Annotated in this window: 26 protein-coding genes, 1 pseudogene and 1 riboswitch; of the genes and pseudogenes, 12 read left to right on the top strand and 15 right to left on the bottom strand. The window is 58.4% G+C overall.

Going from position 1 to position 25,022, the window contains the following annotated elements; translation table 11 throughout:
• Window positions 1-50: 50 nt before the first annotated feature.
• From SIC14_RS19890 to SIC14_RS19870, 5 genes are read left to right on the top strand one after another with little or no spacing between them, the layout of a single operon-like run.
• A complete protein-coding gene (locus SIC14_RS19890) occupies window positions 51-1,112 on the top strand; it encodes an ABC transporter ATP-binding protein (RefSeq protein ID WP_412563641.1) in 1,062 nt (353 codons plus the stop codon).
• Between the two features lie 10 nt (window positions 1,113-1,122).
• The gene (locus tag SIC14_RS19885; protein WP_412563640.1) at window positions 1,123-2,214 is read left to right on the top strand and encodes an ABC transporter ATP-binding protein; all 1,092 of its coding nucleotides are present in this window, start codon (window positions 1,123-1,125) and stop codon (window positions 2,212-2,214) included.
• Window positions 2,211-3,074: a carbohydrate ABC transporter permease gene (locus tag SIC14_RS19880; protein ID WP_412563639.1), complete on the top strand. Its 864-nt coding sequence runs from the start codon at window positions 2,211-2,213 to the stop codon at window positions 3,072-3,074. The genes SIC14_RS19885 and SIC14_RS19880 overlap by 4 nt, the downstream gene beginning before the upstream one ends.
• 10 nt (window positions 3,075-3,084) lie before the next feature.
• The gene (locus SIC14_RS19875) at window positions 3,085-3,882 is read left to right on the top strand and encodes a carbohydrate ABC transporter permease (protein WP_412563638.1); all 798 of its coding nucleotides are present in this window, start codon (window positions 3,085-3,087) and stop codon (window positions 3,880-3,882) included.
• 1 nt (window position 3,883) lies between these two features.
• Complete coding sequence (locus SIC14_RS19870) at window positions 3,884-4,162, top strand: DUF2160 domain-containing protein (RefSeq protein ID WP_412563637.1); 279 nt, start codon at window positions 3,884-3,886, stop codon at window positions 4,160-4,162.
• A gap of 352 nt (window positions 4,163-4,514) precedes the next feature.
• Here SIC14_RS19870 and SIC14_RS19865 read toward each other — a convergent pair whose 3' ends face one another.
• The 5 genes and pseudogenes from SIC14_RS19865 to SIC14_RS19845 all read right to left on the bottom strand — a co-directional run bounded on the left by SIC14_RS19865 (window position 4,515) and on the right by SIC14_RS19845 (window position 6,849).
• Complete coding sequence (locus tag SIC14_RS19865; RefSeq protein ID WP_412563636.1) at window positions 4,515-5,627, bottom strand: M56 family metallopeptidase; 1,113 nt, start codon at window positions 5,625-5,627, stop codon at window positions 4,515-4,517.
• Window positions 5,617-6,009, bottom strand: coding sequence for a BlaI/MecI/CopY family transcriptional regulator (locus tag SIC14_RS19860; protein ID WP_412563635.1), 393 nt, complete (start codon window positions 6,007-6,009; stop codon window positions 5,617-5,619). Before SIC14_RS19860 ends, SIC14_RS19865 begins: the two co-directional genes overlap by 11 nt.
• 109 nt (window positions 6,010-6,118) lie before the next feature.
• A pseudogene (locus SIC14_RS19855) lies at window positions 6,119-6,261 on the bottom strand (acetyl-CoA C-acyltransferase); the annotation flags it as partial.
• Between the two features lie 42 nt (window positions 6,262-6,303).
• A complete protein-coding gene (locus tag SIC14_RS19850; protein WP_412563634.1) occupies window positions 6,304-6,642 on the bottom strand; it encodes a hypothetical protein in 339 nt (112 codons plus the stop codon).
• A gap of 66 nt (window positions 6,643-6,708) precedes the next feature.
• The gene (locus SIC14_RS19845; protein WP_412563633.1) at window positions 6,709-6,849 is read right to left on the bottom strand and encodes a transporter substrate-binding domain-containing protein; all 141 of its coding nucleotides are present in this window, start codon (window positions 6,847-6,849) and stop codon (window positions 6,709-6,711) included.
• Between the two features lie 248 nt (window positions 6,850-7,097).
• On the opposite strand from SIC14_RS19845, the gene SIC14_RS19840 reads away from it, so the two are divergent.
• Window positions 7,098-7,355, top strand: a complete 258-nt coding sequence (locus tag SIC14_RS19840; RefSeq protein ID WP_412563632.1) for a LysR substrate-binding domain-containing protein — start codon at window positions 7,098-7,100, stop codon at window positions 7,353-7,355.
• 33 nt (window positions 7,356-7,388) lie between these two features.
• Here SIC14_RS19840 and SIC14_RS19835 read toward each other — a convergent pair whose 3' ends face one another.
• The 5 genes from SIC14_RS19835 to SIC14_RS19815 are packed head-to-tail and all read right to left on the bottom strand — an operon-like array spanning window position 7,389 to window position 12,194.
• Complete coding sequence (locus tag SIC14_RS19835) at window positions 7,389-8,864, bottom strand: aldehyde dehydrogenase (protein WP_412563631.1); 1,476 nt, start codon at window positions 8,862-8,864, stop codon at window positions 7,389-7,391.
• An 8-nt stretch (window positions 8,865-8,872) separates the two neighbouring features.
• Window positions 8,873-9,907 (bottom strand): LLM class flavin-dependent oxidoreductase, encoded by a 1,035-nt coding sequence (locus tag SIC14_RS19830; protein ID WP_412563630.1) that lies wholly within the window; start codon window positions 9,905-9,907, stop codon window positions 8,873-8,875.
• Window positions 9,907-10,842 carry a flavin reductase family protein gene (locus SIC14_RS19825; RefSeq protein WP_412563629.1) on the bottom strand — a complete coding sequence of 312 codons (936 nt, stop codon included), beginning with the start codon at window positions 10,840-10,842 and terminating at the stop codon, window positions 9,907-9,909. The genes SIC14_RS19830 and SIC14_RS19825 overlap by 1 nt, the downstream gene beginning before the upstream one ends.
• Entirely contained in the window at window positions 10,832-11,623 is a 792-nt protein-coding gene (locus SIC14_RS19820) for an alpha/beta fold hydrolase (protein ID WP_412563628.1), read from the bottom strand. Before SIC14_RS19820 ends, SIC14_RS19825 begins: the two co-directional genes overlap by 11 nt.
• Window positions 11,595-12,194, bottom strand: a complete 600-nt coding sequence (locus SIC14_RS19815; protein WP_412563627.1) for an amino acid synthesis family protein — start codon at window positions 12,192-12,194, stop codon at window positions 11,595-11,597. Before SIC14_RS19815 ends, SIC14_RS19820 begins: the two co-directional genes overlap by 29 nt.
• A 109-nt stretch (window positions 12,195-12,303) precedes the next feature.
• Here SIC14_RS19815 and SIC14_RS19810 point away from each other — a divergent pair, with 109 nt between their 5' ends.
• The gene (locus tag SIC14_RS19810) at window positions 12,304-13,164 is read left to right on the top strand and encodes a LysR family transcriptional regulator (protein ID WP_412563626.1); all 861 of its coding nucleotides are present in this window, start codon (window positions 12,304-12,306) and stop codon (window positions 13,162-13,164) included.
• Window positions 13,165-13,217: 53 nt separating this feature from the next.
• On the opposite strand, the gene SIC14_RS19805 is transcribed toward SIC14_RS19810, so the two are convergent.
• From SIC14_RS19805 to SIC14_RS19785, 5 genes are all read right to left on the bottom strand, one after another.
• The gene (locus tag SIC14_RS19805; protein WP_412563625.1) at window positions 13,218-14,339 is read right to left on the bottom strand and encodes a serine/threonine protein kinase; all 1,122 of its coding nucleotides are present in this window, start codon (window positions 14,337-14,339) and stop codon (window positions 13,218-13,220) included.
• A gap of 235 nt (window positions 14,340-14,574) precedes the next feature.
• A complete protein-coding gene (locus SIC14_RS19800) occupies window positions 14,575-15,603 on the bottom strand; it encodes a FecCD family ABC transporter permease (protein WP_412563624.1) in 1,029 nt (342 codons plus the stop codon).
• Between the two features lies 1 nt (window position 15,604).
• The gene (locus SIC14_RS19795) at window positions 15,605-16,549 is read right to left on the bottom strand and encodes an ABC transporter substrate-binding protein (protein ID WP_412563623.1); all 945 of its coding nucleotides are present in this window, start codon (window positions 16,547-16,549) and stop codon (window positions 15,605-15,607) included.
• 14 nt (window positions 16,550-16,563) lie between these two features.
• Window positions 16,564-17,346 carry an ABC transporter ATP-binding protein gene (locus tag SIC14_RS19790; protein ID WP_412563622.1) on the bottom strand — a complete coding sequence of 261 codons (783 nt, stop codon included), beginning with the start codon at window positions 17,344-17,346 and terminating at the stop codon, window positions 16,564-16,566.
• A complete protein-coding gene (locus SIC14_RS19785) occupies window positions 17,343-17,750 on the bottom strand; it encodes a DUF1636 family protein (RefSeq protein ID WP_412563621.1) in 408 nt (135 codons plus the stop codon). The genes SIC14_RS19790 and SIC14_RS19785 overlap by 4 nt, the downstream gene beginning before the upstream one ends.
• 123 nt (window positions 17,751-17,873) lie before the next feature.
• Window positions 17,874-18,088, bottom strand: a riboswitch (cobalamin riboswitch).
• Window positions 18,089-18,466: 378 nt separating this feature from the next.
• Here SIC14_RS19785 and SIC14_RS19780 point away from each other — a divergent pair.
• The 5 genes from SIC14_RS19780 (at window position 18,467) to SIC14_RS19760 (ending at window position 24,725) form a co-directional block, all read left to right on the top strand.
• Entirely contained in the window at window positions 18,467-20,446 is a 1,980-nt protein-coding gene (locus tag SIC14_RS19780) for a BTAD domain-containing putative transcriptional regulator (protein WP_412563620.1), read from the top strand.
• 82 nt (window positions 20,447-20,528) lie between these two features.
• Window positions 20,529-21,446, top strand: coding sequence for a hypothetical protein (locus SIC14_RS19775; protein WP_412563619.1), 918 nt, complete (start codon window positions 20,529-20,531; stop codon window positions 21,444-21,446).
• On the top strand, window positions 21,443-22,429 hold the full coding sequence (locus SIC14_RS19770) for a hypothetical protein (RefSeq protein ID WP_412563618.1): 987 nt from the start codon (window positions 21,443-21,445) through the stop codon (window positions 22,427-22,429). The genes SIC14_RS19775 and SIC14_RS19770 overlap by 4 nt, the downstream gene beginning before the upstream one ends.
• A 111-nt stretch (window positions 22,430-22,540) precedes the next feature.
• Window positions 22,541-23,038: a hypothetical protein gene (locus SIC14_RS19765; protein WP_412563617.1), complete on the top strand. Its 498-nt coding sequence runs from the start codon at window positions 22,541-22,543 to the stop codon at window positions 23,036-23,038.
• Between the two features lie 337 nt (window positions 23,039-23,375).
• On the top strand, window positions 23,376-24,725 hold the full coding sequence (locus SIC14_RS19760; RefSeq protein WP_412563616.1) for a trypsin-like serine protease: 1,350 nt from the start codon (window positions 23,376-23,378) through the stop codon (window positions 24,723-24,725).
• Window positions 24,726-25,022: the final 297 nt, after the last annotated feature.

The following is a 25,022-nucleotide window of genomic DNA, read 5'->3' as shown; positions in this document are numbered from 1 at the left end:
GGCCCCAAGGGCCGGAACAGGCGCAAAACCTCAAGGAACAAAGGTGCAAAATGGCACTTGAACTGAAAGAGATCACCAAGGTGGTGCAGGGGGCAACCCACATCAAGCCCACCAGTCTCACGTTGAAACAGGGACATTTCAACGTGCTCCTCGGCGAAACGGGATCCGGCAAAACCTCTCTGATCAAGATGATGGCCGGTCTTGACCCAATCGCCTCGGGCCAGCTGCTGATGGATGGGGTGGATGTGACCAAACTCTCCACTCAGAAACGTAAAATCAGCTTGGTTCACCAGTTCTTCGTGAACTACCCCCATATGACAGTGTTCGACAACATCGCCTCGCCGCTGAAGGTCGCGGGCATGGCGCGGTCCGAAATTGAGGATCGTGTGGGCGAAGCGGCCGACATTTTGAAACTGGGCCCGATGCTGCATCGTCGCCCACATGAGCTGTCCGGTGGCCAGCAACAGCGTTGCGCCCTGGCGCGCGCCATTGCCAAGGACAGCCAGGCGGTTTTCCTCGATGAGCCGCTGGCAAACCTTGATTACAAGCTGCGCGAAGAGCTGCGTGAAATGCTGCCGGAACTCTTTGCCGGGCGCGGCGCTGTGGTTGTTTACGCCACCTCGGAACCGGAAGAGGCCCTGCTGCTGGGCGGCGAAACGGCGCTGATGATGGACGGGCGTGTGGCGCAGTTTGGCCCCACCGCAGACCTGTACCGCGCCCCTGCCAGCCTGACGGCGGCGCAGGTGTTTTCCGATCCGCCGATCAACTATGCGCCAGTGCGCAAAGCCGGCGACCGGGTGCATATGGGCGCTGTCAGCTGGGCCGTTGAAGGCGACGCAGCGGGGCTGCGGGATGGCGACTATACCGTCGCCGTGCGGCCACAACACATTCTGCCCAACGCCAGCGCGGCAGCCAACGTGGCCCTGAAAGGCCGCATCGGCGTGACCGAGCTGTCAGGCTCAGAAAGTTCGGCGCATTTCACCTTTGACGATCACGGCTGGGTCTCACTGGCCCACGGCGCACACCCCTATGAGGTGGGCGAGGATCATACATTTTATATGGATGCCGGGGCGTGTTTCTACTTCGCCGCTGACGGCAGCCGGGCCGCCTGAGGGGGGCGACATGGCTAAAATCACACTTAAAAACCTGCGTCACGCCTATATGCCCCAGCCAAAAGGGCCAGAGGATTACGCACTGAAAGAGGTTGACCTCGACTGGCAGGATGGTGGGGCCTACGCGCTGCTGGGGCCGTCCGGTTGCGGGAAATCGACACTTCTCAACATCATCTCCGGCCTCTTGGTGCCGTCCGAGGGGCAGATCCTCTTTGACGGACAGGACGTCACCCAGCTGCCACCTGATCAGCGCAACATTGCGCAGGTGTTCCAGTTCCCGGTGATCTACGACACCATGACGGTTTACGACAACCTGGCCTTCCCGCTGAAAAACCGCGGCGTGGATCCGGCGACCATTGACCGCCGAGTCCGTGAGATCGCTGAAATGCTGGAAGTCAACGAGATGCTCAATCGCCGAGCGGCGGGGTTGAGCCCGGACAACAAACAGAAGATCTCGATGGGCCGTGGCCTGGTGCGGGACGATGTGAACGTTGTCATGTTCGATGAGCCTTTGACGGTGATCGATCCCCATCTGAAATGGAAGCTACGCTCCAAGCTGAAAGAGCTGCATCAGAAGATCAATCGCACGATGATCTATGTGACCCACGACCAGACAGAGGCGCTGACCTTTGCCGATAAGGTGGTGGTGATGCAGCTGGGTGAGGTGGTGCAGATCGGCACACCGGTGGAGCTGTTTGAACGCCCCGCCCATACCTTTGTGGGCCACTTTATCGGTTCCCCAGGGATGAACGTGCTGCCGGCTGAGCAGCGTGACGGCGCGGCCTTTTTCCAAGGTCAGCAGGTTGCGCTGGAAGGGCCGGTTGCCGCAGGCACCTCCGGCAAGATCGAGATCGGCGTGCGGCCAGAGTTTGTGACGCTGGGCCAAACGGGCATCCCCGCTCAGGTGCGCAAAGTGGCCGATATTGGCCGCCATCACGTGGTCGAAGCGATGGCCGGAGAACACAAGGTCGCCGCCATTCTCAACGGTCCCGCGCCGCAGCAGGGGGACACCGTGCATCTGCAATTCCGCCCCGACCAAACCCGTGTCTACGCCGATGGCTGGATCGCCAGCACGCCCGCAACAGAGGAGAGCGCGGCATGAAAACCGAAAACCAAAAAGCCTGGTTCTTTGTTCTGCCGGTGCTGCTGCTGGTGGCGTTCAACGCGCTTATTCCGATGATGACGGTGGTCAACTACTCGGTACAGGAGACCTTTGGCGACAACATATTCTTCTGGGAAGGCCTGACTTGGTTTGAACAGATCCTGCGTTCTGACCGGTTCCATGCGGCGCTGGGGCGGCAGTTTATGTTCACCTTCCTGATCCTTGCAATTGAGGTGCCGCTGGGCATTGCCATTGCGCTGGCCATGCCGCGACAGGGTTTCTGGGTGCCGGTCTGTCTGGTGCTGATGGCGCTGCCGATGCTGATCCCGTGGAACGTGGTTGGCGCGATGTGGAACATCTTTGCGCTGCCGGACATTGGCCTATTGGGCTATTTCCTGAACCATGTTCTGGGCATCAACTATGACATGACCCAAGACCCCGTGGCGGCCTGGGTCACCATCATCACGATGGATGTCTGGCACTGGACCTCTCTGGTGGTGCTGCTGGCCTATGCCGGTCTGGTGTCGATCCCCGAGGCCTATTATCAGGCGGCCAAGATCGATGGTGCCTCCAACTGGTCCGTGTTCCGGTTCATTCAGCTGCCCAAGATGAAAAACGTCCTGACCATCGCGATCCTTCTGCGGTTCATGGACAGTTTCAACATCTATACGGAACCGTTTGTTCTGACCGGCGGTGGCCCCGGCAACTCGACCACCCTGCTGTCGATTGACCTTGTCAAAATCGCCCTTGGCCAGTTTGACCTGGGACCGGCCGCCGCGATGAGCCTGATCTACTTTGCAATCACCCTCTTTGTGTCCTGGCTGTTCTATACGCTGATGACCAAAGACGACCTGAACTAAGGAGGCAGAGATGCGCAAACGTTCTCTGATCCCGATCGTCTATATCTTTTTTCTGATGTTGCCGATCTATTGGCTTGTCGCGATGAGCTTCAAGACAACCAATGAAATCCTCGCAGGCTTTTCCCTGTTCCCGCAAACCTTCACGCTGGAGGCCTATAAGACGATCTTCACCGATCCGACCTGGTACTGGGGCTATATCAACTCCATCCTCTACGTGTCGCTGAACACGGTGATCTCCATCGCCGTGGCTCTGCCGGCCGCCTATGCGTTCAGCCGTTACCGCTTTCTCGGCGACAAGCAGCTGTTCTTCTGGCTGCTGACCAACCGCATGGCGCCGGCAGCCGTATTTGCCCTGCCGTTCTTCCAGCTCTATTCCGCAGTGGGGATCTTTGACACCCATCTGGCAGTGGCGCTGGCGCATTGCCTGTTCAATATCCCGCTGGCGGTGTGGATCTTGGAAGGCTTCATGGGCGGCGTGCCGAAGGAGCTGGATGAAACGGCCTATGTCGATGGCTATTCTTTCCCGCGCTTCTTTGTGTCGATCTTTATCCCGACGATCAAAGCCGGTGTGGGCGTGGCAGCCTTCTTCTGTTTCATGTTCTCTTGGGTGGAGCTGCTTCTGGCCAAAACGCTTACGGCGGTTGCAGCCAAACCGATTGCCGCCACCATGACCAAAACCGCGTCCTCTGCGGGCTATGAATTGGGGCTGCTGGCAGCAGCGGGCACCCTAACCATTATCCCCGGTGCGGTGGTGATTTACTTTGTCCGCAATTACATCGCGAAGGGCTTCGCGATGGGGAGAGTTTGATATGATGAGTTGGATGGCTTGGACCTGGCCCACAGCGCTGGTGTTCATCGGATTGTTCAGCGCTATCGGTCTGCTGACGGTGCTGGAAATCAAATACCCCGGCGGGGCCGAGCGGAAAGGGATCTTAGGTCTTGTGACCACCCGTGGCGACCGTCTGTTCCTGACTTGCCTGGGCACTAGTTTCATCTTTCTGGCCTGGCTGGGGCTGGTAGGGATGCCGCTCTGGGCGCCTCTGGGGATTTCCATCGGCTGGGGGATCCTCTGCTTCTGGAAAGTGTGAGCGCCAGATGACGTGTTGCGAAGCGGCCCGGGGGAAACCTCGGGCCGTTTTGCTTTGTGGTACAGGTCTCGACCGGTGCAATAAGCCGAACAGCGTCGGGCCGCGCGGCGGCGAGCGGCGCAAGTGGTGTGGCGCTTAATCTGGTCACATCCGTAACGCTTCTCGGCGATACGCCGCGGTCATACAATTCACCGTGCCCGTGCCCGTGCCCGTGCCCGTGCTCGGAGACGGCCCGGTGATGCGCGTCGGTCTGCGGCCTTGGTGCCGCACAATGCCGTACCCTTTGGTGAGGTTGCAGACAAAGAAAAGGCGGCCCCGCAGGGCCGCCCTTCAATCGATTGGCTTAGCGTTGTCACCAGCTGCGTTGCGCCAGTGTGTTGAGCTGATTCAACCGCTCCAGATTGGCCACCGTCGACAGCATAATACGGTCGTGGCTCCAGTCCTTGGGCTGGGCAATGGCTGTGGCGGCAGCCAGAACCGCCCCCACCATCAATGCCGACAGCCCCAGTGCCAACAGACGGGTGTCACCACGGGGATCGGCCTGATCGGCTGCAATTTCCAGGATCCGGTCTTTCAGCATGGACCGGCGGCCCAGGAAGGGCAGGGCGCGGCCCACCAGCGGCACCCCAAAGGCGGCAGGCTGGGCATGCGCGGTGCGGCTGCGACGGGCCACGGCCAGCAGCCGCATCGAATAGCCGTGCGGGTCAAATTGACGCCGGCGCAGGTAGGCGCGGTCACAGGCCAGTTCACCCAATTTGCGCAAGCGGGTGGTCAGGAACCAGTAGCCGGGGTTCAGCACCAGGAACGGCGAGGCCAGCGAGACCGCAACTTCGGCGTCGACGTCGCCTTGGCGGATATGCTGCATCTCATGGCCAATGGACATTTGCATGGCATCGCTTTCGCCAAGGAAACCCGTCGGCAGCACAACGTAGTAGCGCCACAGCCCGCGGGTGGAGAAGGGCACCGACACGGCCGGGCTGACCACAATCCGCACCCGGCGGCTTTGGCGCAGGATGTGTCCGGCAGAAATCGCGCGACGGATGCGCAGAATGTTGAGGCCCAGATAGGCCGAGCGGGCCACAAAAGTGCTGACAAATACCGCGGCAATCATCTGCGCAGCCCAGCCGTCAAGACGGGTGATCTGATCAACCCAGTTGGTTTTCAACGACAGGATCGAAGTCACCTCAGAAGCGCTCATCGACAGGTTGCCTTTGAGGTACTGCGACACCAACACCTCGGTGGCGTTGATCGAGGTGGCGTAGCTGGTGGCCAGCAGCCACGGCAAGGCGAAGGGCACCAGACCCAGCGCCACAATGGATGTGATTCCCAATCGTCGTCGCGTCAGGAAATTTCGCCGCTGGCCCGCCAGTGCGAAGACACCATCAAAGATGGCAAAAACAATTGCGGCCAATAGGACCAATATCTGGACCCAGACCATCCCCCCTACGAAGTGTTCAGCCGTCATCCTTTCTGATCCTCGTCTCAATGATCGCCTTGATCTCTTGGATCATCTCATCTGTCAGCTCCTCGTTATCCACCAACCGCGCCACCAGCGCAGTCGGAGTTCCTCCAAACAGGGAATCTGACAGGTTCTTCAGAGACTTGCCCTCATAATCGCTGCGTTCGACGGCCGGGGTGTAGATCAGACTGCGCTCTTTGCGCGCGGCCGTCACATAGCCTTTGTCGTCGAGGATCTTCAGGATCGTGGCAACCGAGGTATAGGCCCGTTTGGTATCGCCCGAGAGCGCGTCCATCACATCGCGCACGGATCCTGAACCGATCTGCCACAGGGCAATCATCAATTCCAATTCTACATCCGTGAGCATCTCACTGCGTCGACGTGGCACCAAACTGTCTCCGTTAGCCTATTACTAATTCCTTCGTACACGAAGCAGGGGAACGGACAAAGAAAAATCTCAAGTTGCTGGGGATATCGGGGATTTGGGCTGGAGCGTGTCAGAAAACCTCGAACAGCCCCGCCGCCCCCTGACCGCCGCCAACACACATAGACACCGCCCCCATTTTGCGCCGCGGCGTTTGTCCTCCAGTAGGATATGCCCGGCCATTCGGGCACCGGACATGCCGAGGGGGAGGCCGAGGTGCCTCGAGCGCTGTGCTGAACCGAGGGCACAGGTCAGAGGTTAACGGATGTCGTCACCCGCCCAGTAGTTCGCAATGGTCAGATAGGCGCCATCCGCCTGCATGGCGTCCAGCGCGTCTTGCATGGCATTGGCCGGGTCGGGGCCGCCCTGAAGGATGGCTGCCCCCTTCGTCGGCAACACCCAACAGCGACGAGGTGTTGAGCCGTCTGACCGGGCGTTTGTCCATCTGATCGTCCGAAGCACCTGAATATGGTTTGTGATGGACGTATTGATGCGGCCCGCCTCTAGCTCCAGCGGTGGTTCCGGCAGGCCATTGCCGATGCGTATCTTGTAGCCTTGATCCAGGGCCTTGGCTTTGTGGGTTTCCCAAGAGGTCACCCCGCCGGACTCTGACGTCTTTCAGCCCGATCAGAGCGGCCAAGCACGACTTTTAGCCGCAAAAACCTAAGGGTATTTCCGGCTGTTGGGGGCAACGAAGTCGACAACTTGTCTGCGTTCTTCAGTGATCGACATCGAACCGACAATGGTGTCGTATTTGCCCGCCACTAGGTCACCGATGATGCCGTCCCAGGCGGTGGTGATCACCGCAAGCTCAACGCCCAGACGTCAGCCGATCTCGTCACCGATGGCTGGGTCAAAACCGACCCCTTCGTTTTGGTCGTTCACGAAGTTGAACGATGGTTAGGCGTCCAACAGGGCGATGGGATCGTGCCTTTGTCCTTTGTCTTTTGGTGCTTTGCAGCTCATCTGCGGCTGACAGGCCGGAGCTCAGCGACAGCGAGTAGCGGGCAAACGCGCCTGCTCCGGCAGCTTTGGTAAAGGAATGGCAGCGCGTGTCCTCGAACCTGCCCGAACTGCGGCGCATGATCATGGCAAACATCGGGATCGGTGCCCTGCCAGTTCATGTTGACGCCCGTAACGTCGAGGCTGGCCGTCTGCGTCAGCTGCCTCCGCTGACGGATTTGCCGGCGGTGGATATCTACCTGCTGCGCAACCCCAAAACTGCCAATAGCGATGCTGCAACGGTGTTTCTTTCGATGCTGGACAAGTTGTTGCAGAAGGTGCGGTTGTCACAACGGACTTACCGCTAAAGATGTCGTACTGCGCCCGGTTTACCGTGGGTCTCATCGCATGACAAAAGGGTTCGCCATCGGTTGGTCCGAAGTGCTGATCCAGGTGGTTCGTGTGCGAGTGTAGTCCAAGATGGCCTCCAAGCCCGCTTCGCGCCCATAACCAGATTGGTTGAACCCACCAAAGGGCGCAATCGGCGACACTGCGCGGTAGGTGTTCACCCAGCAGATGCCCGCGCGTAGCTGGCCGGACACACGATGCGCGCGCGCCAGATTCTGCGTAAACACCCCTGATCCCAGCCCGTAGACCGTGTCATTTGCCAGTTCTATCGCCTCCTCCTCAGTGTCAAACGGCAGGAGGGACATCACCGGGCCGAACATCTCAACCTTCAGGGTTTCGACATCAGGGTGCGGGCATTCCACCAATGTCGGCACCATGTAGTTACCGGGTCGATCCAGCGCTGCGCCTCCGGCTCGGATTGTGGCGCCCTGACCTTTCGATTTCGCTAACGTCGCCAAGATATTTTCAACTTGCGCCGGGGTGCAGAGCGGGCCGACGTGGGTGCCGGCCTGCGTGGGGTCTCCGACGCGGATGTCACGTGACTTTGCCACGATCCGGGCCACGAGCGTGTCGTAAATGCCGCGCTGAACCAGCCCGCGAGACCCCGCAACACAGCTTTGACCCGAGGCCCCGAAGTTGCCAGCAATCAGCCCGTTTGCGGCGGCTTCGACATCGGCGTCATCAAAGACAATGATCGGGGATTTTCCGCCCAATTCCAGAGAGGTAACCGCGAAGCTTTCGGCCGAATTGCGCACCACATGGCGGGCTGTTTCCGGCCCTCCGGTAAAGGCGATCCGGTCCACGTCCGGGTGCCGCGTCAGCGGGATCGCACAGCCCTCTGCATCGCCGGTGATCACTGAAACCACCCCAGCGGGGAAGCCCGCCTCGTGAACCAGTTTGGCAAACTCAAACATCGGCGCGGGGGCCTGTTCCGAGGCCTTCAGGACCACGGTGCAACCGGCGGCCAGCGCGGGGCCCAATTTGGTGGCAGTGAGGAACATTTGCGCGTTCCAAGGTACCACAGCGGCCACCACACCAATCGGCGCACGGCGGGTGAAAACATGCATATCTGGCTTGTCGATCGGCAGCACAGCGCCTTCGATTTTATCTGCCAGGCCAGCGTAATAGCGGTAATAGTCGCTCACATATCCCGTTTGCGCCACCGTTTCTGCCAGCAGCTTTCCACTGTCGCGGGTTTCCACTTCGCCAATTTCGGCGGCTCGCTTTTCAATCAGATCTGCCAATCGATGCAACAGCTTACCACGTGCGGTCTGGCTCATATCCCGCCAAACCGGCGCGTCCAGCATGCGCCGGGCCGCGGCAACGGCACGGTTCACATCTTCGGGGGCGGCGCAGGCAAAACGGGCCCAGTCTTCCCCAGTGGCTGGATTTTGTGACAACATGGTCTGGCCGCGCGATCCGTCACACCAGGCGCCGTCAATGAAAAGTTGGTAATGTGGTAAATCCATCTTGGGCCTCACTGAAATGCTGGCATGACGTCGTCAATAAACCGCGCAAGCGAAGCGCGTTTGCGATCGATGCTCATCCCCGAGTCGATCCAGAAAGAGAATTCATCGTAGCCCAGATCCTCGTAGCGTTTAAGCTGGTCGATCACTTGTTGCGCGGTGCCAACCGTCAGGTCCTCAGCCAGTTTTTCGCGCGTAAACATCGGATTGGCGGCGATCTCGGCGTCGCTGAGGGGGGCGATGTGGCCTTGATGCACAGGGCGTTTGTTTTGAAACCAAGCCCCGAAGTAGTTGTAGTACCGTTGGAAATCGCCCAAGGCGCGGTCAACATCGGCTGAATCTGAGCCCACGTAGCTGTGGTGCAACAGCATGATTTTAGGGCGCTTCCCTACGTGTTTATCGCAGGCTGCCCGGAACCTCTGCATGAGGGTTTCGATTTCCGTCATGCCCTGCCACAAAGGGGTGACCTGAATGTTGAAGCCGTTTTCAACGCCAAATTCATGGCTGTTGGGATCACGCGCAGCGATCCAGATCGGGGGGCCATCCGGCTGGCGTGGCTTCGGTGCCGAGGTCGTGGTGGGAAACTGGAAATAGACGCCTTCGTGGGCGCAATCTCCACGCCAGAGCGCCGGTAGCAGCGGGGCGATTTCCCGCATGCGCTGGCCAGCGTCCCAGGCATCCATCCCCGGCATCAGCCGTTCATATTCGTAAACATATGCGCCACGTGCGATCCCCAATTCGATCCGCCCGTTGGTGATCAGATCCGCCGCAGCCGCTTCGCCGGCCAGCTTTATCGGATGCCAGAAGGGGGCGATCACCGTGCCGGTTCCAAGACGAATATTCTTTGTCCGATGTGAGAGATCGACCAATGAAAGGAACGGGTTAGGGGCAATTGTGAACTCCATCCCGTGATGTTCCCCTGTCCAGACTACGCGCATGCCACCCTGGTCCGCCATTTCGCAAAGACCGGCAAAATCCTCGTACAGCTGATCAGCCCGTTCCGCGGGGTTCAATCGTTCCATATGGGCAAAAAGTGAAAAATCCATTACGTCCTCCGCAGGTTGAGATCGTGTAAGTCGCCGCGTTCCTCATCGCCGAGATAGAGGCTAAAGCCGCCGCTTTTCACCTCGCTGAGGTAACGTTTCACCATGCTGGTGATTGCTGGGTTGTTCAGCGGCCGTTGGCAGAGGTCGCCTTGCTCAACGGCTGTCAGGGCTACGTTGGATCGGTGGGGGTCAAGCTGGGCAAGGTAATAGCAATGCTCTTGCCCCGTTTGCTGATCCTGGAACACCGAATAGACCTGCCCGAGCTGCGCCACGATCCCCATCGCGTTCAAATGATCTTGCAGTGTGTCACGTGGGTTTGCACCAGCAGGCACTTGGAGGGCAGGGAGGCTCAATTCTGATCCATCAGCCTGGCAAAAAACGGTTTCTCCGTCGTGCAGCAAGGCGCCAACGCAGCGTTGCCGCGCTGTAATTGCAGCGGTGTCGCGTTCCCGTGTGAGGTTTACATAGGTTCCTCGGTGATAGCCCAGTGGCAGACCCGGCGTGCTGTTGAATGCTGTTATTTCACCAAGAAGGACGGCATGATCTCCGGCCACAATTGATTGTTCCCGTCTGCAGCAAAAATGCGCCAGAGCGTCGGTGATGAGGGGCATATTGTCTGGCCCACAATGCCATTGCGTTTCCGCGAAACGGTCTGTCGATCTGCCTGCAAAGGCGTTGGAAATCGCCTCTTGGTCTTCGTTCAAGATCGATACGGCGAAGTGGCTGCATTCCGTAAAGTTCTGATATTGAGTTAAAAATTTCCCGGGGCAAACCAAAAGCATCGGCGGGTCCAAGGACACGGAACTGAAGGAATTGGCGGTGAAGCCGATCGGGATGCCATCTGGGGAACGGCTTGTCACAATGACAACACCCGTCATGAATGTGCCAAAGGCCTCTCGCAGTGCACGTGGGTCAATCTGGGGGTTAGTGGCCATCGAAACAGGTCTCCAAAAAGGGGAGCAGGATGGGGATGAGCTGCGCCGCGTGGGTCATCGGCATCATATGAGCTGCGTCTTGAATGATTTCGGCATGCCCATTTGGTGCGATTTTCGCCATGTGTTGCGACATCTCAGCTGTCGAATTCGGATCCTGCGCGCCGGTTACAAACAGGCTGGGGCATTGCAGGTTTTGCAACGATTGGTGTGAGGGGATCCGCGCGGATGCGAAGCAGCGATAGGCCTGCTGGTATCCTTTGGCGTCGACCGATGTTAGCCAGCGTTCACAGCGCTCCCGTTCAGCCGACGGCCATTCGCCGAACCACCGCTGCAAGGTCGGGGCGGGATCAGGCAGCCTGCGACCATCAAGCGTCTCAGCACGTTTCACAACCGCACGGGAAGCAGCGGGGGACCGATTAAACACAGCGTTTACGGCAACGACTCCGCAAGCGGCCTCCGGTGAATTTTCCGCCAGATCCAAGGCAATCATTGCCCCCATTGAATGGCCGATGCACACCGTCGGGCAGCCGTCTTCGGGCAGGGCGCGGCGAATGACTTCAGCGTAGGCCGCGACATCTGCCAATTGCATCGGCGGGCTGCCATGACCCGGCATATCGGGCGCGATGACCTGGTATCCGTGCTCCACAAGAGCATCGATCACGGGGTTCCAAGCCTCCGCCCGCAGCCCGACGCCGTGCAGTAACACGATCCTAGGTCCGTGCCCTGCGCATATGGCGCGAAGGGTGGCAAGGTTAGACCGCGGCCGGGTTGTCCAGATCATGACCCAGCTCCTTCAGATCCTGATACCGGTCCCCGATGCGATGATGAGGACGCCCGCCCGACGCCCCGCCAAGCGTCACAACGATCTCGTCCGCGCGCGGCGCGTCTGGAATCGCAAACTGGAGTGTCAAATAGTGCGACCGCCGGCCAGCATCATGCAGGTCCATCATCGGCACTGCGACATTGGCGTTTGCCGGTCCACGGGTGTTGCTAAAGGCCAGATAAGATGTTGCTTGCACGGCCTCCCTGTAAAAGTTGCCAAATTTCAAAGTGTGGATCAGGCCCGAACCATGTTCCACCTCGCCATCAAGCCCGACAACTGCCGCTTTGCCATAGGCCTCAATGCTCTCCGCGCCACCTGCCAATTGCACGATGCGGTCGGTCAGGATCTGACCCAGCTTAGGTGCCAATTCGTTAATTTTTGGTTGCAGGTCGGGTATAAATTTTCCCGCCCAAGGGTTTGTGACTACCGCGGAGACGGCAAACATACGCCAGGGGGTGGGGACAGATTTGAACCCTTCCGTACGGGTATCTTCTTCGTAGGTAACGATTTTTCGGATGTCCAGTGACACATGCACCTCCTGTCTGCTGCACCAGATAAGTGTGAGATCGGGGCCGTGTTTTGACAAACGAAGAAAAATGAGTCTCAGGTATTAGAAAAACTAATGTTAGGGATTTGTCATGGCCCGATCGCTTCCCCCGCTGACCTGGTTTCGCTCGTTCGAAGCCGCTGCAAGGCATCTGAGCTTTACCCTCGCCGCGCAAGAGATCGGGATGACGCAATCTGCAGTCAGTCAACAGATTAAGTCGTTGGAAATGCGGCTTAATACCCTGTTGTTTCGGCGCGAAGCACGACGATTAATCCTGACCGATGAGGGGCGGCGCCTGCTGCCGCAGATCGAGGTGGCACTGGGGACAATTGCGGACGCAACGGCAGGGTTTGACCTGCCCCAGAACCAGTCTGTGTTAACCATTGCAGCTTCGGTGAGTGTCATCGATTGGCTGATCAGCCCGCGGCTGTCGGCCTTCCTTGCGACTCAAAAGGGACTTTCCGTTAGGTTTTTGTCAACGATTTGGCCCGATGATTACCAAGCAACACGTGCGGATGTGGAGATTCGGTTTGGTTCGCAAAAACAAGTTGGTCATGGGGCACGGCAATTGGGGAATTTGGCGTTGGTTCCTGTCCATGCAGCTGATTTTGCAGGGGATTGGCGGCAGGGTTGTCTTATCGATGCGGTCGGCACCTCTGCCGGCTGGGCACGGTTTGCGCAGGAAACCGGGCTTTTGGGTCTGGAGGAAATTCAGCCCCGGATATTTGCCGACTCTTATGGGTTGGCGTTGCGGTTGGCGGCAGATGGGCAGGGTGTTGCGCTTGTGCCTTCGCTGTTGGCCCAGCAAGCGGCGCGCGCGGGGAGTGTTGTCTTTGCTACCGATGCCAGCGTCACCGGGAAAGAGGGGTACTATCTGGCGCGGCGGGCAGACCGGCCAGATGCCAGAGCATTCTGTGGTTGGCTGGAACAGAGCGTGGTGCATCGGGAATGATCTGATGCAACAGGCCCGGCCATTTCAGACCGGCCCCTTTGCCACTGAGTGGCTTAGAGATTTGGGAAATAGTCCTCGCATTCGCCGTCGCGGTAGACGTCAGCGGTGCAGCAATGCAAACCTCCGCCAAAGGCGTAGGCGTCTCGCAGCTCTACCTCGACCACTTCCATGCCAAGTTTGTCCATTTGCTCGGCCTGATACACTTCTGATTTTTCGACACAGACCGTTTTGGGATCCAGCACCAGAACGTTCATCGACAGCCAGGTCGAGGAATAGCACAGCGGCGGCGGGGTGTTATGCGCGGGTTGGGCCGCGTCGACAATCTCCCAGCCGTTCTTTTCAAACATGTCTCGTTGCGCGTCCGGCAGGTGGCGTTGCGGGTTGTTCAGGATCAGTCCGGGGCGTAGCGGTGTGAAGGTGGCATCGATATGGATCGGGTAGGGGTCGCCGGGAAAATTGACAGTATGAACGCGGTGTTCGGGGAAGTGACGGCGCAGCCATTCAATGCCTTTGAGGTTGGTGGTGAAACCATGCTGGACCACCAGATCGCGACCGAAACGCAGCACATCCGCGGCGTCGAACAGCGGCTCTTCTTCGGTGGTGACGAAGAACTTTTCCGCGGCCCATTGCAGCCGTTTTTCCACACCGATTTTTTCGCTCAGGTAATCGGGATGGTAGTCGGCGTCGGTCAGACGTGGTTTGGGGGCAGCTTCATGGCGAAACTTTGGATCTTCGTCCCAATACTGCTGCATCAACGGCCGGTAGTTGAGGTACTCGAACCAGCGGCAGCGATAAGACATCGTTGCTTCCAGAATCTCATGACCAACCGTCAACAGAACGTCGCGGGGTGGCATGCAGCCGAACTGGCTGTCGGTGTGAAAATCCGGTGTGGTGGCGGGCAAAGAATGGTCGATGGAGGTGGGACGGTCGACGCGGATCCCACGTTGTCGCAGCTGGTTGGCAAAGCCGTCCAAAAGCTCATTGGCGCGGTCAATGGTCTCTTGCGGGCGGCGGCCCCACTGGCCACGCATGTCACTGTCTTCAGGGACTTTTGCATCCAGCGCCGGCTCTTCGGGCGGGATGTGACAATCATCCGCGCGACCCACAATCACGTGGCGCAGGGTGTCCCACTCATTCCAACTTTTGACTTCGGTTTTTTCCGGTGACCAGGCCATTTCCTGCCTCCATTTCTGGGGGAGTGGGGGCGGGGCCTCCAATCTCCCGATTGAAAGTCCCGGCGTGCAGGATGTGGTTTGGGCCAAGGATGGTTTTCCCGAGCGACGCCATCGCCCTCTGGCCCTTTTTGCGTTTAGCATTGCTTGCTTGGTCGGAAAAGAGGGGAAGATGACGGGCCAGCGCTTCGGTGCCATCCCCCGGCGGATTGACATGGCTTCAGCCGTTTGGCGTCGATCACTTCCGCCGCAGCAAGGCGATAAAGAAAAGCCCCCCTACCAGACCGGTGACAATGCCGATGGGCATGTCTTCTGGAGCCATCAGGGTGCGGGCGGCGATATCGGCCCAAAGCAGAAATATGCCGCCAAACAGCGCTGCGACCGGCAGCACCCGAAAGTAATCCCCGCCGGTGAGCGGCCGCACAATATGCGGCACCATCAACCCGACAAAACCGATCATGCCGGAAAAGGCGACCATCGCACCGGTGATCAGCGCCCCGGCGACAAAGACGGTCAGACGGAACCGGGCAACGGGAATGCCCAGCGTTGCGGCGGTTTCATCCCCAATGGTCATAGCGTTGAGCTTGGGGGCCTGCAGCCAGAGCCAGAGCATACAGGGCATTAAAACGGCCAGCGGGTAGATCAAATGCCCCCATTGGGCCAACCCCAACCCGCCCAGCATCCAGAACACCACCGTGTGCGTGGCACGGGGATCGCCGAGGAAGATCAACACGTTGGCACCTGCCATGATGACAAAGGACACAGCAACGCCGGTCAAGACCAGCCGGTCGGCGCTGGTGGCCTCAGCCAGACGGGCGGTGCCCAAAACCAATGCGGTTGCGGCCAATGCCCCGCAGAACGCGAGGGTTGGGACCGTCAAAAGCCCAAGGAACAGGCCGGTGTGCAAAAGCGCAAGGATAGCGCCAAAGGCGGCACCGGAAGAGATGCCCAACAGATGTGGGTCGGCCAGATTGTTGCGGGTCACAGCCTGCAACGCGGCCCCCACCAGCGCAAGGCCCGCGCCGACCATCACCGCCAGCAAAGCACGTGGAAAGCGGATGTCCCAGACAATGGCGGCGCGGCCCTTTGACCAGCTGGGCTCAGCCCAAGCGAGCCCGATTTTGTCGAACAAGACGCCCCAGACGGTGCCGAAGGGCACGGAAACCGCGCCCACCGAGATGGCGACAGACAAGGACAATGCCAGGGCGAGCGCACCCAAAACGAGGATCAAGCCCAGGGTGAGATGGCGGCGCTGTCCTGTCTGCATCTTATTGACCCCAGAATCCGGCAGCGAGTTTCTGAACCGCGTTGATGTTGCGCGGACCTGGGGTGGCTTCGACATATTCCAACACCACGAAGCGGTCGTTTTTCACGGCATCCAGGTCGGCAAAGGCCGGGTTGCTCATCATGAAGGCCCGTTTTTCGGCCGCGGTGACATTGCCGTAGTTCACGATCACCACCACTTCGGGGTTGCGCTCGACCACGGCTTCCCAGGTGACCGTGCCCCAGCTTTTCTCAAAGTCATCCATGATGTTTGTACCACCGGCGGCTTCGATCAATGCGGTCGGCATGGCGTAAAGACCAGCAGTGAAAGGTGTATCCTCGCCGCTGTCATAGACAAACACCCGCAGCGGATCACCGGTTTCGAGGCCATCAGTAAAGGCCGTCAGTTCGGCCTGATAGCCTTCGATCAGCGCGGTGGCCTTGTCTTCCACGTCGAAGATTTTACCGAGGTTGCGCAGGTCGTTGTACATGTCGTCCATGCTGACTTTGGGTTTGTCGCCAATATGGATGCAGCTTTCAGTCAGCTCGTAAACGTCAATGCCAAAGGGGGCGAGCGTTTCGGGCGTCACTTCGCCGCCAACCTTCATGCCATAGTTCCAGCCGGCAAAATAGAAATCCGCATCGGCACCGATCAGCACTTCTTTGCTGGGGTATTTGGCGGACAGTTCGGGCAGGGCGTCAATGCCCGAACGCATCTCTTCATCCAGTGTTTTCCAGCCCGAAATCCCGGTGTAGCCGACCATGCGATCTGCCAGCCCTAGGGCCAGCATCATCTCTGTCAGGTTGACGTCATTTGAAATGGCTGCCTTGGGCGGAGCGTCGAACGTGACTTGTCGGTTGCAACTGTCGACCGTGATTTCGGCAGCGGTATCGGCGACGGCTGCGCTCGCGATCAGGCTCAGACCGGTGGCCAGAGTTAGGTTCTTCATGATTTCCTCATTGCTTAGGTGTGGAGTTGAAATGTCAGGTGCGCCTTGCGGCTTTGGGTGAGTTGGTCGCGCTGGGTGAACACTCCGAAGGTTTGCGACACCAGCTGTTCACTCAGCGCTTCGCGCGGGGGGCCAAAACTCTGCGGCGCGCCACTTTGCAAGACCAGCACCCGATCGCAGACCTCCGCAGTGAGGTTCAGGTCATGCAGGGAGGTCACAATCGTCAGGTCAAGCTCGCGGATCAGTTGCAGCACTTCCAGCTGGTGGCGGATGTCCAGGTGGTTGGTCGGCTCGTCCAGCACCAAAATCTGCGGCTCCTGGGCCAGGGCGCGTGCCACCATGACCCGCTGACGCTCGCCGCCTGAAAGGGTGGACAGGCAGCGATGCGACAGGGTTTGCAGGTCCATGCGGGTCAGTGCAGCTTCGATGATCTCATCGTCACGCTGCCCCGGCGTGGAGAATCCCAACCGGTGCGGCACCCGTCCCAGCGCAACAATGTCACGCACGGTCAGGGCAAAATCGGTGGGCTGTTCCTGCAAGACGGCCGCCACTTTGCGCGCCAAAGCCCGCGGGGGCAGGGTGTTGATCGATTGCCCGTCGATCCGGATCGTACCACTGGTGGGGCGATTGTAGCCGTAGATCAACCGCAGGAGCGTTGTTTTTCCAGCCCCATTGGGGCCAACGATTCCAAGCACTTGCCCGGCCTCCAAGGTCAGACTGGTTTCCTGCAGTAACAAGGGATCACGTTTGCGCGGCGCCCAGGTGACCTGCTCAAGGGACAGCGAGGCGGCGCTCATGAGGCCAAAACCTCTGTCGCTTCCAGCGCCATGAAACTGGCGGGGACACGGGCCAATGTGGATTTGCGCAGCTTGCCGGGTCGGTCGACCGAACTGCACCAGCCGTCGTGCAACACGGCGTACTGGCGGGCAAAATCCACCAGATCGTCAATATCGACATCCGGTTCGATATCGCCAAACAGGTAGGTTGCCTTCTGGCTGGCATGATAGGCCACAGTGCAGGGGCGTTTGCAGCCCGCCATACAGGCCACGCCAGACACCTCGAAGTCTTCGGCAATCATATCCCCCGCTGCCGCAATTGCGGCGCGCAGCTGATCGATCAGCTGATAGCCGGGGCGGCAGGTCTCGCCGGTATGTCGGCAGGATGTGCAAACAGTAATTCTGTGGGGTTTGGTCCGGTGCATCTCGCCCTCCGCGATATCGCGGGGTGCGCACAGGACAACCTGTATGCCGGGCATTCACATGCCAATAGAGCCATCTTGGCCTCCTATCCGGGTCACCCCGCCCGGGTTGAGTTAAGGTTTAACGTCAAAGACGTTCCAGATGGCAGGTCTCCTGACTTGCGGCTGTTGGCGGACCTCACCTTCCCGGGTCTGGGACCCAGTGGCATTTGAGGTCTGCACACCGCTTACAGTTGCGGGGGCAGTCACGGAATTGGCGCCTAATGGCTACACCGCACCGTGTTCCCTTTTCATCCCGGCCTGCGAATTGCGTTCCGGGAACCATCTGAGGCGGTTGTGACATCAAGCCCTAGGCCATGTCAAACGGGAATTTTCGTCCTGTCAGAGCGACGCAGCACAAGCCGTGTTCTGCGAAAGCGATTGGGAAGGTCTTGGCAACTTGTGCCCCACGCGGCGTCACAAAAAGTTGCTGTAAGATGTTTGAGTGGGAAGTATTTGTGTACGAAATCAATGGTATCGTTTGGGTTGGTTGATAGAGGTTTCCCGTTTCTTGGAGCGTGAATACTGGTTCTACGACTGACCAAGGCCACACGTGTTGGCAGCGTTGATTTAGTTAATCACAAACGCATATACTTCTATTTGCTTGTTTAGACTGGTTATTCAAGAAAGTGGGGGCGGTCCGGGAAATTGGGCGCCGGTTCGTGGGGAACTTAATAGCAATGGAACAACGGCCAATTGAGGGTGAAATCTCGCTGTTGATCTTCGATGGCCTGTCCGTTCGTCACGCAGGCAGCGATTTGCGGATTGCTAGCCGCAAAAATCGGGCTTTGCTAGCCAAGCTGTTTCTGGACGGATCGAAAATCCATGCTCGCGCGGATCTGGCGCAACTGATTTGGCCCAATGTTCCTTTACAGCAGGCACGAGCGTCACTGCGCACCAGCCTATTTGACCTGCGCAAGCAGATGGGCACCGCTTTTGACCAGCTGGTTGTGCTTGGCAAGGTCGATATCCGAGTGAACACCGATCAAGTCACAACAGATATAGATCAGCTGATCGGGGCGCTGTCGCGCGGCAAATGGCCCACTTCGACACCCGCACGACTGCAAATGATTGATGCGCTTCTGTCTGAATTGGATGACATTGGATCGGAAATAGAAGAGTGGGTGCACAATGTGCGCCTGCAGATCAGAAAACGGGTTCTGGATGCGCTGACCAGCGGCAGCCAGATGGAAAAAGCCGACAAGAAAGCGCAAATAGAACTTGCCGAAGCTGCTGTGCAGTTGGATGAATTCAATGAGACCTGTGCCCGCACACTTATGCGTCTATATGTGGAAGATGGGCAGAACGCGGCGGCCTTGCGCGTTTATGATGCCCTATTTCATCGGTTGGACAAAGATTTGGATATCGAGCCCTCGGCCGAAACCCAAAAGTTGGCCATCGAAATCAAACTGTTGGAGGCTGGCGCACCGCCCGCGCCCATCCCCACACAGCCACCACAGCTCATTGATCGCGAAGGGATCGCGGTCTTGCCATTTGAGACACTGGGCCCGGACAGCGTACCGGATTATGTGGCGTTAGGCCTGCTGGATGAAATCACCTGTCTGTTGGCCAGCGGCCCAATCCCGCGGTTGATTTCATCAAATTCGACCCGCCATTATGTTGGCCAATTGCCAGACCCACAGGATATCGGAGCGGCGCTTGGCGTGCGCTATGTGCTTGTAGGAAAGCTCTATCAGCTTCCTGACGAAACACGGGTAGCGACGCAGCTTATTGACACTTTGAGCAACGGTGTCGAACGCGCGCGGATGGATCGGTTCAAGGGGGGTGGCATACTTGAACATCAAAACGACATGGCGACGCGTATTGCATCATCAGTCTTGCCCACTGTTCAGTTGGCTGAACTGAAGCGCAGCCATGGGTTGCCGGTGGACGATCTTGAACCCTATCATTTGTATTTGCGTGCTCGCCAAGCCCTATTCCAGTTAGATCTTTATGGGTTTGCGCAGGCGCGAACTCTGTTGGAAAGAACAATCGAAAAAGCGCCATATTTTGCCCAGGCCTACGCGCTGCTGGCTGAATGGCACAGCATACATGTATGGCAAGGGTGGTCTGATGATCCCAGTGCCAGCGGAGCCGAACTGGAACGTCTGGCGCGCCGTGCCTTATCCCTCGACCCAACGGACGCGCGGTCATTGGCTTTGCTGGCCCACCATCTGGTGATTACCTACCGCGAATATGACAACGCGCTGGACATGCTTGACCGGTCAATGGAGCTGCTGCCGAACGATTCCGATACACTGATTTGGTCGGTTCCATCGCTGGCCTTTACCGATCAAGCCGAGCAGGGGATCGCCAATGGCGAACGCGCATTGTGGCTGTCTCCACAAGATCCGTTCATGTTTCGGAATCTACACTTCCTAAGCATCGCGCAATTTTCAGCGGGGCGCTTTGACGCGGCCTGCCAAAGCGGACTGTCGGCCTACAAACTCAATCCTCGCTATACGTCGAATCTGCGTATGACCATCGCTGCCTTGCAACGAAATGGGGACGTAGGAGAAGCAGCGCGGCTGGCGATGGTTCTTCTCGAGCAAGATCCCGCGTTCCGGGTGTCAGAGCATGTTCCAAAGGTCGCCTTTCGGAATGAACAGTCTCGTGCGGACTATGGTGACGCGCTGCTCGAATCTGGTCTGCCTGCCTGAACGGCCTGCCTCTCCCGTTCCTTTGACGCTGCCTTGACGCTCAGGTGATCTGACATGAAGGGCAATCAACGGAGGATACAAAATGTTCTATTCATCGGCGCATGGTGGCGTGCATGGCGGTGTTCATGGTGGCGTGCATGGTGGTGTTCACGGCGGCGTGCATGGGGGCGTTCACGCTGGTGTAGGTATGGGAACGGCCATGGCCCCCACCGACTTGATGGAGCCGCTGCCGGCAAACCCCGAGATAGACTTTCGGCTGCGGAACAACACCCAGTTCCCCGACGATGCTTGGAGCGTCAATTTGGAAGCGCAGTCCATGATCCCCGACATACTGGCGACAATGGATCAGGCTGCCCTAACGCCGACACTTTTAAATAGGCATGCGGGCGCTGCAACGCGAGCGGATATCGAAGACATTGTGAATTTGAGAGGCCGGCATTTACGGACGCGGTTGCCTGAAATTATCGACCAGTCCGCCTCATTTGAGCATTATTATTACAATTTGCTATCGCTTGGGGTGGCCACGCATCGTGCGACGATGGTGCTGATGTCGCTGACGGTGCAGATCGGTGGTATTTTTGGTTTGCGTTACAAGAAACAGCACAACAGGCCACGCCCGGTTCAGGTGTATCCGGCGTTCTTCCCGTCTTTGCCGACACCACCACATGCATCCTTTCCGTCGAACCATGCCACGCAGTCACATCTTCTGACGGCGGTGCTATCAGACGCTTTGCCGGCCGCGGCGGAGGAGGTAAAACCTTACCTCGATGCCTTGGCAGGCCGTATTTCGGAAAACCGAGAGGTCGCCGCGCTGCATTACCGAGCAGACACCGAGGCCGGTAAGACCTTGTCTGCAACACTTGCACCCGCGCTGCTGCAGACACCCGTGGTGCAGACGTTGAAGCAGTCGGTCACAGCAGAGCTTGGAAGTTTGGGTGCTACGGGTGCGGCGCTGCCATCCAGCGTTCTAAGAAACAGCTATAAGGAGGCAGGGGAATGACACGCCAGCAATTTGCCTATGGCGCAGTACTGGACGAGAAACTCGACCGGACCAAGTCATCCCGCAGCCAGACCATGCCTCTGCCGACGGATGACGACGGCCAGATCCTTCCGTCTGTATCATCGGCGCTTGGGGTGGATGCCAATATAGCTGCGCTGTCTGAGGATGTTATTTGGCCAATGCCGCCAGACTGGCGCGTGCTGGATCAAGGTCCTTATCGCGGCACTTGCAACGCCTTTGCCGCGCTTTCAATGTACAAGTTGTTGCGATTTTGGGCCAGCAAGCCATTGCCAGACCTGTCGGAGGAATATCTGTATGCCAAGATGCGCGGAGATTTTGCGCCATTGGATGCGGACAGTATTCCGGGCTACAAATCGGGGGCAACGGTGCTTGATCAGGCGTCGGATGCGTTGTCTTCCGTAGGGGCATGCCTTGAAGCCGAGCTGCCCTATGCTTGGAGAGAAGAACGTTCTGATTTTACCCATCCTGATGCGGATGATTATGATGGCTCGGCGGCGCGACACATCCCTGCTGATGCCATGTTTTACCGAGTATTCTTGCCTCCGTCGGTAAAGCGGTCAACAGACAGGCTGTCGCTGGCGCTGCATCTCGTGCTGTCGCAAAAGCTGCCGGTGATCATATCGCTGCCCATTTTTCCTTATGGGAAAACCAGCCTGTGGGAAATCGGTGCGGGTTGGGACACCGGTATCATCCCGGATCCGCAGCCGGATGCCTCGGGGCAGATGCCACCTCCGCTGGGTGGGCACTCAGTGTGTCTGGTGGGGTATCAAGCCGATTCTTCCAACCCATCCCATGGCTGGTTTTTGTTTCGAAACAGCTGGGGGCGGCGGTTTTCGAGCTACGCAGAGGTGACCCATGGCTCGCGACCAGAGGTGCCCGAGGCAGGGTATGGGGCGCTTTCGACACAGCACATAGATACGCATGCGTGGGACGTGTTGTTCCCAGTGCTGGATTCACCATAGCGGCATTTCTTTGGGGCGTAACCGATCGACAATCTCTGGAATTCACGTTTGGTTGACGCCACTTTGACGACCCCACCGCACGGTTGAGCGAACCATGTGGTGGGGGACAGGATGGTGTCTACCAATAAAGCCGAGCCGAGACATCTTAATCGCTGGATCCCAACGACTTCCGGCCATGTCAATGCGCTGTCACCTGCGCAGACTACGATCGAGACCAGACGTTCTGAGATCGCCGGGGCACACCCGAAACTTTCCAACAAACAGACACAATTTTTGCATGACAAGGCGCTCAGCATTGTGCTGTCGGCCCAGCCGAACGCGTTATCGAATACAAAGGTCGCTGACACGGCCGAAACCGATCTGTTGACTGCGCTGAACACAGAAAACCCGGACGCGACCAAAGCAACGCCACACTCCGTTTTGGATGTCCTTGCCAAAACCCGAAAAGTGCAAAGGCCCCGCCCTGCAGACACAGGTAGCGCTGCGATTTTTGCATCGACCTCCAAACACATACCGATTGCCGTGATCGTGAGGCTGTGCGGCCATGGAGACGGCACAGGCCGGTCCTGCGCGCGCTTGGCAACGGTCAACGCCGCCCCGGCAGAATAAGCCCGGAAGCCAACCAGGAAACCTTCAAAGTGAGGAAAGCGATGTCAAAGATTTTCAAAATTAATCGCATAGCCATAGTGACAACCGCTTTGATCGTCACGCCGGTCTTGCTGGCAGCACAGTCAGCCTCATCTGAACCGTTGCTCACGCCGCTATGGGGGGCGGAGGCCCCCTTTTCCAAAGCGCAGTCCGCGCAGCACCTAAGGGCAGTGACACAGCGAGCGGCGTCACCTGCCTGGGCCACGGCCAAGATGGCTCCCCTTGCAGGAACACTTCAGGGCCAACACGCTTTGGCGGCGTTTGCACGCACGCAATCCGTTTCATCGGCAAAGCAGAAATGGAGGGCTACCTGACGGGTCATTACGCTGAGAAGGTACTTGCTGCGACCGAAAAAGCTTTTGGCCATGGCTATCGCATTGAGCTGTTGCCAGTCGCCTACGACGACCGGTTGATACTAAAAGCCTATCCAACATACGCGGAGACGGAGGCCGCCAACGTTCTGTTTACGGCCGCTCCGGGTGACAATTGGGCGGCCGAGGCCTACGCCCGATTTTGGGAAACTCTGCCAGAGGAGCAAAAAAACGTCGGAATTGGCGCCGGGTTCACGGGCGTTCCGCGCGACGGAACAATTGAAAGCGTGGGGCCCGGAACAGGATTTGCAGGCGCGCCGTCTATCACGCCTGTCCCGGAAATCCGTGTCGCGGCGTTGGACACTTTGGGCGGCGGGGCTGTGCGCCGAGAATCCAGTCAGAATGACTTCATGGGAATTGCAGCGCGCCCAGGTTGTGGGCCAGATGGGACATTTCCCTGTTTCATGTCCGCTGTCTCGTTGCACAATGATGGGGCCGTACAATGTTCGGGCGTGCTTGTGGCACCCCAATGGGTGCTGACGGCTGCCCATTGCACATGTGATGGCGCGCCACAGACCGCGAGCCTTGGCAATGTAACACCCAACCGATACGGCATCGCCCAACTTGAGGCGCGTTTCGTTGGCAATGCGCAAGCCAATCCGACCCCAACTTCAAGCGTGCCAATCTCGTCCGAACGGTATTATTTCGGTGATGTTCCTGGCAGTCCCCCGTCGTTTGCGTTTTGCATTGCGCGCGCGGCATGGAAAGCCATTCCGCGACCCTTTGTTGATGACCTTGATAAGGCGCGAGATGGCACCGCCGACATCCCGCAGACGGTCCTTGACTGGATTGAGGCGCGGTACAACACCTATGCGCAACGCGATCTCGTGTTGGTCAAATTGCGGCGTCCGCTCGAATTGAACGGTTTCGAAACCATCGCGGCCCTTGCTGATCAAGAAGTGCTTGATGCGAACCGCCGGCTTTGGATCGCAGGTTTTGGCCGCAATGATCATGAGCGTGACGGAGGTCATAAGACCGTCCTGTTTGGCGAAATGATCGCTCGACATTGCAAGACGGCAGTGCAGCAGACCGAATTTGGCTGTGTACCGGGTGTCGAGATGATTTTTGCGGACCCCCAAGCCGAAACTGACAGCTGCTCAGGCGATTCCGGGGCTGGCACTTACGCAATCGCACCGGATGGCACACCACAGCTTGTTGCCATCGTTTTACGAGCCGCCACGCATGGTGGATGCGGGGCCGGTGGCATCAACGTTTTTACCACACCACCAAGCGTCCGGGCCTGGATCAACACCGTCCTGATGTCTTCTCAACTTTAATCCCAACCAAAAGGAAATTGATATGCGAGTGACTCAAACCACACTTATTGCCGTGCTGCTTGCTGGTGCGACGGCCATGGCAGCACAGGCACAATCGCGCGACATGCTCCGAGCATCGCGAACGTGCCGCGCAGGCTCAGCGAACGGCACTTGCGATTCAAAACGCGCCGCTCACGGGCGGTCAGGCAGCGCGATCGAGGCCAAGGATCATCAACGGCGACTATGTTTTCGATGAACTTGACGCAGGAACCTGGGAGTTCGCGGCTTCGCTTCAACGGAATGGTCCTCCGATTCCGC

The organism is Thalassobius sp. MITS945101, from assembly GCF_047123305.1.
Taxonomy (GTDB): domain Bacteria; phylum Pseudomonadota; class Alphaproteobacteria; order Rhodobacterales; family Rhodobacteraceae; genus Thalassobius.
Note: the sequence above shows the minus strand (reverse complement) of the source record. Positions and strands in the feature narration are given on the sequence as shown.

Coding starts and splice junctions, on each gene's coding strand:
- SIC14_RS19890 (WP_412563641.1), top strand. CDS start 51: ATGGCACTTGAACTGAAAGAGATCACCAAGGTGGTGCAGGGGGCAACC.
- SIC14_RS19885 (WP_412563640.1), top strand. CDS start 1,123: ATGGCTAAAATCACACTTAAAAACCTGCGTCACGCCTATATGCCCCAG.
- SIC14_RS19880 (WP_412563639.1), top strand. CDS start 2,211: ATGAAAACCGAAAACCAAAAAGCCTGGTTCTTTGTTCTGCCGGTGCTG.
- SIC14_RS19875 (WP_412563638.1), top strand. CDS start 3,085: ATGCGCAAACGTTCTCTGATCCCGATCGTCTATATCTTTTTTCTGATG.
- SIC14_RS19870 (WP_412563637.1), top strand. CDS start 3,884: ATGATGAGTTGGATGGCTTGGACCTGGCCCACAGCGCTGGTGTTCATC.
- SIC14_RS19865 (WP_412563636.1), bottom strand. CDS start 5,627: ATGACGGCTGAACACTTCGTAGGGGGGATGGTCTGGGTCCAGATATTG.
- SIC14_RS19835 (WP_412563631.1), bottom strand. CDS start 8,864: ATGGATTTACCACATTACCAACTTTTCATTGACGGCGCCTGGTGTGAC.
- SIC14_RS19830 (WP_412563630.1), bottom strand. CDS start 9,907: ATGGATTTTTCACTTTTTGCCCATATGGAACGATTGAACCCCGCGGAA.
- SIC14_RS19825 (WP_412563629.1), bottom strand. CDS start 10,842: ATGGCCACTAACCCCCAGATTGACCCACGTGCACTGCGAGAGGCCTTT.
- SIC14_RS19820 (WP_412563628.1), bottom strand. CDS start 11,623: ATGATCTGGACAACCCGGCCGCGGTCTAACCTTGCCACCCTTCGCGCC.
- SIC14_RS19810 (WP_412563626.1), top strand. CDS start 12,304: ATGGCCCGATCGCTTCCCCCGCTGACCTGGTTTCGCTCGTTCGAAGCC.
- SIC14_RS19805 (WP_412563625.1), bottom strand. CDS start 14,339: ATGGCCTGGTCACCGGAAAAAACCGAAGTCAAAAGTTGGAATGAGTGG.
- SIC14_RS19800 (WP_412563624.1), bottom strand. CDS start 15,603: ATGCAGACAGGACAGCGCCGCCATCTCACCCTGGGCTTGATCCTCGTT.
- SIC14_RS19795 (WP_412563623.1), bottom strand. CDS start 16,549: ATGAAGAACCTAACTCTGGCCACCGGTCTGAGCCTGATCGCGAGCGCA.
- SIC14_RS19790 (WP_412563622.1), bottom strand. CDS start 17,346: ATGAGCGCCGCCTCGCTGTCCCTTGAGCAGGTCACCTGGGCGCCGCGC.
- SIC14_RS19785 (WP_412563621.1), bottom strand. CDS start 17,750: ATGCACCGGACCAAACCCCACAGAATTACTGTTTGCACATCCTGCCGA.
- SIC14_RS19780 (WP_412563620.1), top strand. CDS start 18,467: ATGGAACAACGGCCAATTGAGGGTGAAATCTCGCTGTTGATCTTCGAT.
- SIC14_RS19775 (WP_412563619.1), top strand. CDS start 20,529: ATGTTCTATTCATCGGCGCATGGTGGCGTGCATGGCGGTGTTCATGGT.
- SIC14_RS19770 (WP_412563618.1), top strand. CDS start 21,443: ATGACACGCCAGCAATTTGCCTATGGCGCAGTACTGGACGAGAAACTC.
- SIC14_RS19765 (WP_412563617.1), top strand. CDS start 22,541: ATGGTGTCTACCAATAAAGCCGAGCCGAGACATCTTAATCGCTGGATC.
- SIC14_RS19760 (WP_412563616.1), top strand. CDS start 23,376: ATGGAGGGCTACCTGACGGGTCATTACGCTGAGAAGGTACTTGCTGCG.